Annotated in this window: 5 protein-coding genes; 2 read left to right on the plus strand and 3 right to left on the minus strand. The window is 72.9% G+C overall.

Annotated features, from left to right (window positions below):
- Positions 1-9 precede the first annotated feature (9 nt).
- Genes WML84_RS12320 through WML84_RS12330 form a run of 3 tightly spaced genes read right to left on the minus strand, consistent with a single transcriptional unit; the run spans position 10 to position 3,817 of the window.
- Positions 10-1,281: an enolase C-terminal domain-like protein gene (locus WML84_RS12320; protein WP_347346436.1), complete on the minus strand. Its 1,272-nt coding sequence runs from the start codon at positions 1,279-1,281 to the stop codon at positions 10-12.
- Complete coding sequence (locus WML84_RS12325) at positions 1,278-2,687, minus strand: DUF4147 domain-containing protein (RefSeq protein ID WP_347346437.1); 1,410 nt, start codon at positions 2,685-2,687, stop codon at positions 1,278-1,280. Before WML84_RS12325 ends, WML84_RS12320 begins: the two co-directional genes overlap by 4 nt.
- Positions 2,684-3,817 carry a tyramine oxidase subunit B gene (locus WML84_RS12330; RefSeq protein ID WP_347346438.1) on the minus strand — a complete coding sequence of 378 codons (1,134 nt, stop codon included), beginning with the start codon at positions 3,815-3,817 and terminating at the stop codon, positions 2,684-2,686. Before WML84_RS12330 ends, WML84_RS12325 begins: the two co-directional genes overlap by 4 nt.
- A 126-nt stretch (positions 3,818-3,943) precedes the next feature.
- On the opposite strand from WML84_RS12330, the gene WML84_RS12335 reads away from it, so the two are divergent.
- On the plus strand, positions 3,944-4,831 hold the full coding sequence (locus tag WML84_RS12335; RefSeq protein WP_347346439.1) for a LysR family transcriptional regulator: 888 nt from the start codon (positions 3,944-3,946) through the stop codon (positions 4,829-4,831).
- Between the two features lie 78 nt (positions 4,832-4,909).
- Positions 4,910-5,499 (plus strand): GntR family transcriptional regulator (locus tag WML84_RS12340; protein WP_347346440.1); only part of this gene is annotated, 590 nt, incomplete at its 3' end.

The following is a 5,499-nucleotide window of genomic DNA, read 5'->3' on the forward strand; positions in this document are numbered from 1 at the left end:
CGAGCCGGCTCAGAACCGCGCGACGCCCTCGAGGCGGCTGAGCGCGGCCTCCGGCATCCGCTCGGCGGCGCGGAGGAGGAAGTTGAGCTTCTCGATCCGCTCGCCCGAGCGCGGCGCCCCGTTCTTCTGGAACGGCACCTGCAGCCCCAGCGACAGGTCCATGACGATGTCGTCGATGACGCCGCCCGACCGGCCGGAGGGAAGCGCCAGCATGCCGTGGGCGGTGGCGAGGTCGAACGTGTCGAGCGCCTCGCTGATCGTGCCGATCTGGTTGGGCTTGAGGACGAACCCGTCCGCGGCCCGCTCGTCGATCGCGCGCTCGAGCCGGCGGCGGTTGGTGACGATGAGGTCGTCGCCGAGCACCCACGTGCGCGGGAGCTCGCGCACGGCGAGCGCGAAGCCCGCCCAGTCGTCCTCGTCGAGGGGGTCCTCGACGAAGAGCAGGTCGAACTCCTCGGTGAGCTCCCGCAGCACGCCGACCTGCTCGGCGCTGTCGACGCGGCGCCCGTCCAGCTCGTACGTCCGCGTCTCGGCGTCGTACATCTCGCTCGACGCGCAGTCGAGCGCGAACGCGACCCTGCCCTCGTACCCGGCCGCGACGACGGCGTCCTGCATGAGCCCCAGCACCGCGCGCGGATCGGCGTACGGGGCCGCGTAGCCCTGCGAGCTCGCGGTCGTCGCCGCCCTGCCGGTGCTGCGCCGGATCACCCCCGGCAGCTCGTGGAAGATCACGACGCCCATCTCGATCGCCTCCGCGACCGTCGCGGCGCCGTAGGGCACGACGAGGAACTCGTTGAACGCCTGCACGACGTCCTGGTTGCGTCCGCCGTTGAGCACGTTGAAGCACGGCACCGGGATCGACGCGAGCGGTCCGCGGGCGACGTGCTCGTAGACCGGCTCGCCCCGCTCGGCGGCCTGCGCGCGCAGGAACGCGACCGACACCGGGTAGACCGCGTTGCCGCCCAGGAGCCCCTTGTCGGCGGTGCCGTCGAGGAAGAGCAGGACGTCGTCGAGCGCGCGCTGGTCGTCGAAGGCGCCGCCGACGAGGCGCGGTGCGATGACCTCCGCGACGTTCCGCACGGCCGCGTGGACGCTGAGCCCGCGGTAGCTGTCCGGATCGCCGTCGCGCAGCACGGCCGACTCGTGGACGCCGACCGACGATCCGGTGGGAGCGGCCGCACGGCCGATCGCGCCGTCGGCGGTGCCGATCTCGACCTCGACCATGGGGCGGGCCTTGCAGTCGAGGATCTGGCGGGCGACGACGGAGGTGATGACGGTCATGATGCTCCTTCGGGGAGGGCGGGCACGTAGAGAACGTTCAGGTCGCAGAGGTTGGTGCCGGTGTTGCCGGTGATGACGACGTCGCCCATCGCCTCGAGCGCCTCGAAGGAGGCGTGTCCGCGCAGGTGCGCGCGGAGGTCGACGCCCGCCGCCGCCGCGCGCGCCGCCGACGAGGAGTCGGTGATGCCGCCCGCCGCGAGCGAGGTGCCGTCGGTGCCCTCGGAGTCCATCGCGTACATGCAGGCGCCCGGCACGGCCTCGGCCGCGAGCGCGAAGCCCAGCGCGAGCTCCTGGGACGGGCCGCCGTGGCCGGTGATCCGGTCGCCCGGACGCAGGTGGGTGACGGTCTCGCCCGAGCTCACCACGACGCACGGGGCCGCGAACGGGCGTCCGCTGGTCTGGATCTCGCGCGCGAGCGACGCCATGAACGTCCCGGCATCCCGGCTCTCGCCCTCGAGGAACGTCGTCAGGAGGTGGGCGGGCACGCCGCGCGCCTCGGCGGCGCGCACGGCCGCCTCGGCCAGGTCGGGGAGCGTGTTGATCAGGAAGTAGGTGTTCTCCGGGAACTCCTTCGGCGTCTCCTCGGCGGCGCCGGCGCGGTCGAGGAAGTCGGTGACCGATCGGGGCAGCCGCTCGCGCAGGCCGTGCCCGTCGATCGCGGCGCGGGCGTCGTCGAGCGTCGTGCGGTCGGCGCCGATCGGCGTGCTGACGTAGCCCGGGTCGGGCTCGCGGATGTCGCCGGTGGGCGGCTTGCCGACGGCGTCCGAGATGCCGATGCCGATCAGCTCCGCCCCGCGGGCTCGGATGCGCTCGGCGAGCCGTCCGCCGTTGGTGCGCGAGATGTGCCGCCGGACGGCGTTGATCTCGTAGATTCCGAGGCCGGACGTCAGCAGCACCTCGGTGGTGAGCGCCTCGTCCTCGACCGTGATCGGCTCGACGGGCGCGTTCATGAGCGCCGAGCTGCCGCCGCTGACGACGACGACGAACAGGTCGTCGGCGCCCGCGGCGTCGACGAGGTCGAGGATCCGCCGCGTCGCCTCGTGACCGGCCCGATCGGGCAGCGGATGCCCGCCGACATGGACCTCGGTGCGGCCGAAGACGTCGCCGGGCTCGGCGATCTTGACGATCGCGATGCCGCGCGTGAGGCGGTCGCCCAGCACGTGGTCGACCGCCATCGCCATCGCGTTGCACGCCTTGCCGGCGCCGATGAGGTAGACGTTCCGCTTCGTCGCGAGGTCCCACCGCCGGTTGCCGACGTGCAGCACGTCGCCCTCGAGCCGCATGAGGCCGCGGATGCGCCGGTAGGCGTCGACGGCGTCGAGCGCGTCGTCGACGATGCCGAGGACGAGCTCGCGCGACGCCCTCTCGCCGGTCGAGACGAGCGCGTCGTGGTTGCGGATCTTCATCGCCCGGCACCGCCGTCCTCGTCGGCGTCGTCCTCGCCCCACAGCTCGAGCGGCGTCCCGATCCCCCGCTCGCGCGCGGTGGCGAGCAGGTCGGCGCCCCAGGCGACGTCGAACACGGCCATGCCGCTCGCGATGAAGACCGTGCGCCCGGCACGCGGCGGTCGCCGCTCCTGCATGATCGTGCCGAGGTCCTCGGTCTCCGCCAGGGGCGGCAGGGCTCCGGCATCCATGAGCTCGTAGGCCGGGCCGCCGATCTGCGCGGCGTACCCGGCGTGCACGTCGGCGCTCGCTCGCGCGTCGGCGACGTACGTCTCGTGCAGCGGCACGTGGTCGAGCACGACGCGGCTCGTGGTCCACAGCGCCTCGTCGGACTGCATCGGACCGCTCAGCAGGATGCACGCGTCCGGGGCGAACCACGCCGCCTCGATGCGCAGCGGCGCGGTGCGCGATGCCGCGACGGTGACGAGGTCGGCGCCCGCGACGCACGCGCGCGGGGTGTCCGCGACGACCGCGTCGACGCCGTGGTCCGCGCGCAGCCAGGCCGCGAACCCTTCCGCCTTGTCGCGCGAGCGGTTGTGGCAGACGACCCGCTCGACGCCGGGATGCTGCGACAGCAGCGCCCGCACCGCCTGACGGTTGATCACGCCGCAGCCGACGACGGCCATCGTGCGGGGCGGCCGGGCGGGGAGATACCGGCTGGCGACCGCGGGCACGGCCGCGGTGCGCGACGAGCTGAGCCGCCCGGCCGAGAGGAGCGCGAGCGGCTCCCCGGTGTCCTTGTCGTTGAGCATGACGGTCAGCACCGAGCGCGGCAGCCCGCGGTCGCGGTTGGCGGCGTTGGAGCCGTACCACTTGACACCGCAGAGGTCGAACCTGCCGCCGAGGTAGGCGGGCATCGCGGAGAAGCGCCGGTCGGGACCGGCGAGCGGCATGTTCGGGAACGGCGAGGTCTTCGGGAAGACGAGCACGAGCCCGTGACTGTTGCCGCTCGCCCCGCCCATCACGTAGTCGCCGTCGCGGAGCAGGCGGAACACCTCGTCGGCGACGTCGACGCTGCGCGCCGCGTCGTCGACGCCGGCGGCGATCATGTCCGCCTCGGAGAGGAACAGGAACGGGGTGCGTGGCGCCATGGGCGGTCCTTGCTGGTCGGGAGGGATCGGGACGACGCATTCACTCTCATCGCGAGCATCCATTCGACACAAGCGACTGTTTTCCTGCTATTTCATTCGGTATTGACGAATGATTAGACTGGACGCGTGCTCAGTCCCCACCGCCTCCTGCTCCTCCAGGAGCTGCGCCGCCGCGGATCGGTGCACGCCGTCAGCGAGGCGCTCTCCTTCAGCCCGTCGACCGTGTCGCAGCAGCTGAAGGTGCTCGAGACCGAGGCCGGCGCCCGGCTGATCGAGCGCGTCGGGCGCGGCGTTCGGCTGACCCGCGAGGGCGAGATCCTCGCCGAGCACGCGCCCCGGATCCTCGGCGAGATCGAGCGCGCCGAGGCCGCGGTGGCCGCGGTCCGCGCCGTCGCCGAGGGCGACGTGCGCGTGGCGGCCCTGCAGACCGCGTCGCTGGCCTTCCTCCCCCGCGTGATCCGGATGCTCGAGAGCACGACGCCGCACCCGCGCATGCTCGTCAGCCGCATCGCCCCCGACCGCGCGCTCGGGGCACTCGCGGCGCGCGAGTTCGACATCGTCCTCGGCGAGGAGTACCCGGGCCTGCCGGTGAGCCGGCAGAAGGGCATCGACGTCGTGCCGCTCCTCGACGATCCCCTCGTGCTGGTCGCGCCGGAGGACGTCGACCCGCCGCACACGCCGGCCGATGTCGGCGCGCGGATGCCGTGGGTCATGGAGCCGGTCGGCAGTGACGCCCGGGCCTGGTGCCTCGGCCTCTGCCGCGAGCTGGGCGTCGAGCCCGAGGTCCAGTTCGAGTCGGACGACCTGCTCGTGCAGATGAGGCTCGTCGAGACCGGGAACGCGGTCGCCGTGCTGCCGAGGCTGCTGCTCGACAGCGAGCGGCCGCGTCTGCGCCGCATCGACCTTCCCGGGCGGCCGGTGCGGCGCGTGTTCGCCGCCCACCGGAGCGGGTCGCAGCTCGCCCCCGCCATCGACGCCGTGCTCACCGCCTTCATGCGCGCCATCGCCGACTGAAACGCCGCCTCTGATAATCTGGCAATCACGCAAGAGGTTCGGCACGTCTTCGCCGACGCCGGGATGGGGTGGACTGCGGTGGCAGACGTACGGACGAACGGCTTGGGTCAGGTCGCAGGTCTCTCCCGTCGCGACGGCGCGATCCAGGAGATCCGCCGCGCCATCGTCAAGGGCGTCCTCCAGCCCGGCGACAAGGTCACCGAGGTCGGGCTCTCGACGCAGCTCGGCGTCAGCCGCCCCACGCTCCGCGAGGCCCTGAACCAGCTCTCGATCGAGGGCCTGCTCACCCAGGAGCCCTATCGCGGCATGTACGTGGCCGAGCTGAGCCCCGGCGACCACCTCGATCTCGCCGTCACGCGCCACGCGCTCGACATGCTCGCGATCGACGCGATCCTCGAAGACGACTCGGGCCGCCGCATGGCCGCTCTCGACCGGCACTGGGCGCGATTCGAGGCCGTCGAGGCCGACCCCGACCCGCTCGTCCAGCACGAGGCGCACGTGGCCTTCCACCGCGGCGTGTGGGAGGCGTCCGAGAACCGCCTCCTGCTGCGCGTGTGGCCCGTGATCGAGGCCCACCTGACCGTGTCGCTCGCGCAGGACCAGGCGATCCGCTCCGACCCCGCCCGCGCCATGACGCAGCACCACGCGCTCATCGACGCGGTGCACAG

It is taken from the genome of Microbacterium sp. (genome assembly GCF_039812165.1).
Lineage (GTDB): Bacteria > Actinomycetota > Actinomycetes > Actinomycetales > Microbacteriaceae > Microbacterium.

What these genes read in the sequence shown, in the direction of transcription:
- WML84_RS12320 (WP_347346436.1), bottom strand. Translation starts at nt 1,281, where the DNA reads ATGACCGTCATCACCTCCGTCGTCGCCCGCCAGATCCTCGACTGCAAG.
- WML84_RS12325 (WP_347346437.1), bottom strand. Translation starts at nt 2,687, where the DNA reads ATGAAGATCCGCAACCACGACGCGCTCGTCTCGACCGGCGAGAGGGCG.
- WML84_RS12330 (WP_347346438.1), bottom strand. Translation starts at nt 3,817, where the DNA reads ATGGCGCCACGCACCCCGTTCCTGTTCCTCTCCGAGGCGGACATGATC.